We start from the raw sequence: 1,940 nt of genomic DNA on the forward strand, positions 1-1,940 counted from the left end.
AAAAGTCAAATAATTCACTAAGCTCGTCTGCCGCAGCGTCAGCTTGCTGACCCGCGGCCGTTCGATTATCCACCATAGTTCCAGTTGCACTGATAATATCATTATAGTAACTTCTAGATTGATTCAAGGCTAATGCAGCTGTTTCCAGGCGTAGAGTATCCGAGTCGGAACGAAGAACCGAACGGACATACACCAAGTAATTTTCTAGATTTTCTATCGCGCTTAGCCAAGTAGCTGCACGCTCAGCATCATAACTTATAGTATACGATAAGCGGCCTATCAACATATCCCGTGTAAGCGCACCGAGCTTTCCAATATCCGCAACCCTCTCACTTCTTTCGGTTAATATTTTAATCCCTGACCAACCGGTAAATGCTATTAGCACAGTTAGAATAATCACCAATACGAATCCAAGTATTAGTTTTGACCTTACAGAAATATTACTCAGCATGGTATTAATCATATTGCGCCCCAAAAAAAATTACCCTTAAGTGTACTAGTCTACTAACACCCAACGGCCGTACCATCTGCAAAATTTCACTGTCAACCTAATGGAAGACGTAGCAACTCATCAGCATCAGGGATGCGATATGACGTCGCCTGCGTGGCAGGCAACGTCATTAGGTATCAAAAAATATTAATTGGGTATTCCGTGATCACCCGAACTTCATCAAGTTGCCCGCCCCTCTCAGAACTACGGTAGCTCGCTTGTCGGACTTTGAACGACAAATTCTTCGCCGGCCCGCTCTGCACCACATAGCGAGCTTCTACGTCACGCTCCCATGCCTTGCCATCAATATCGACGCCTGAGCCATTCTTAAAATCGTACCCCTTGACGTAGCGAGTCATAAAGCTCAATCCAGGAACGCCGAAGGGCGCCATGTTAAGGTCGTAACGCGCCTGTAAGGACTTCTCGTCTTCGTAGTCGAAGTCCGAATACTGAATTGAGTTGCCAAACCAGTAGTTAGCATTGCCATCCGGTCCGTAGACATAGTCGCCTTTACCGGAAACCTTCTGATACCCCAGCGAGAATGAATGTGCGCCTAGGTTGTAGGTGGCCTGCAAACTCCAGATACGGTTATCGAGGTCACCACTGCGCGCTTCGCCAATGCTTTTAGTGTCGTAGGCGTTAAAGTCGAACTCCAACGACTGGGCTGAGGCCAGCGGTAACTTGTAATTGGTATTTACATAGTACTTACGAAAATACTCGTCGGTTTTTGCGTAGTACAGGCTGCTCGATAGCCGATCAGTGAACTTGTATACGCCCCCGGTGTAGTCCACCGACGTCATCCGGCCACTGTCATGGGACGTCTGGTTTTTTAAGTTCAAGCCAGTTAAGTGACCGGCATCCAATCTCAGGTTTTTGATTTCTTTGCTGACCAATGTGAGGCCTTCAACGGTTTCCGGTAGTAGACGACTGTCTGAGGTATACGCTACTGGGACCGCATTGGTCTGGGTACCATATTTCAGTACCGTATTCGAGATGCGCATCTTGAATACGCCACCGCCTTTGGAGTAATCATCTTTGGCACCTTGACTATCATACTCAAGCAGGCTAGTCCCACCGCCGTAGCGACCGCCACCAGTATCAAGTTTCATGCCATACATCCCGAGCAGGTCAACGCCGAAGCCCACTGTCCCCTGTGTGAAACCCGACTCCAATACACCAACAAAGCCTTGCGCCCATTCCTCGCCATAACTTCGGGTTGCGTTGCTCGCACGATTATCCCGGTTCATATACATATTGCGGGTTTTGACGGTAAATTTCGCACCGTCGATAAATCCGACTGCATCCGATTGCTCGTCTGCAAAACTTTGCTGCATCGCGCCAATGCCAACAGTAAAGGCGACTATGCTGATTTTTTTATACATATTCGAACGCTCCTTTCTTTGTTTTTTTGCACGACCAAGTCGGCCGTGTTGGTTGGACAGCCATCAAG

At 47.9% G+C, this 1,940-nt stretch carries 2 protein-coding genes; both read right to left on the reverse strand.

The window, feature by feature from the left end; translation table 11 throughout:
- Positions 1-451, reverse strand: a 451-nt coding sequence (locus C8K58_RS31830) for a methyl-accepting chemotaxis protein (RefSeq protein WP_256592564.1), incomplete at its 3' end; no start/stop codon positions are given.
- Between the two features lie 176 nt (positions 452-627).
- On the reverse strand, positions 628-1,824 hold the full coding sequence (locus tag C8K58_RS31835; protein ID WP_305890835.1) for an OprD family porin: 1,197 nt from the start codon (positions 1,822-1,824) through the stop codon (positions 628-630).
- Positions 1,825-1,940: the final 116 nt, after the last annotated feature.

Source organism: Pseudomonas sp. GV047, from assembly GCF_003058245.1.
Classification (GTDB): domain Bacteria; phylum Pseudomonadota; class Gammaproteobacteria; order Pseudomonadales; family Pseudomonadaceae; genus Aquipseudomonas; species Aquipseudomonas marginalis.

Bases quoted from the DNA above. Each gene is read 5' to 3' on its own strand.
- C8K58_RS31835 (WP_305890835.1), bottom strand. From the start codon at position 1,824: ATGCAGCAAAGTTTTGCAGACGAGCAATCGGATGCAGTCGGATTTATC.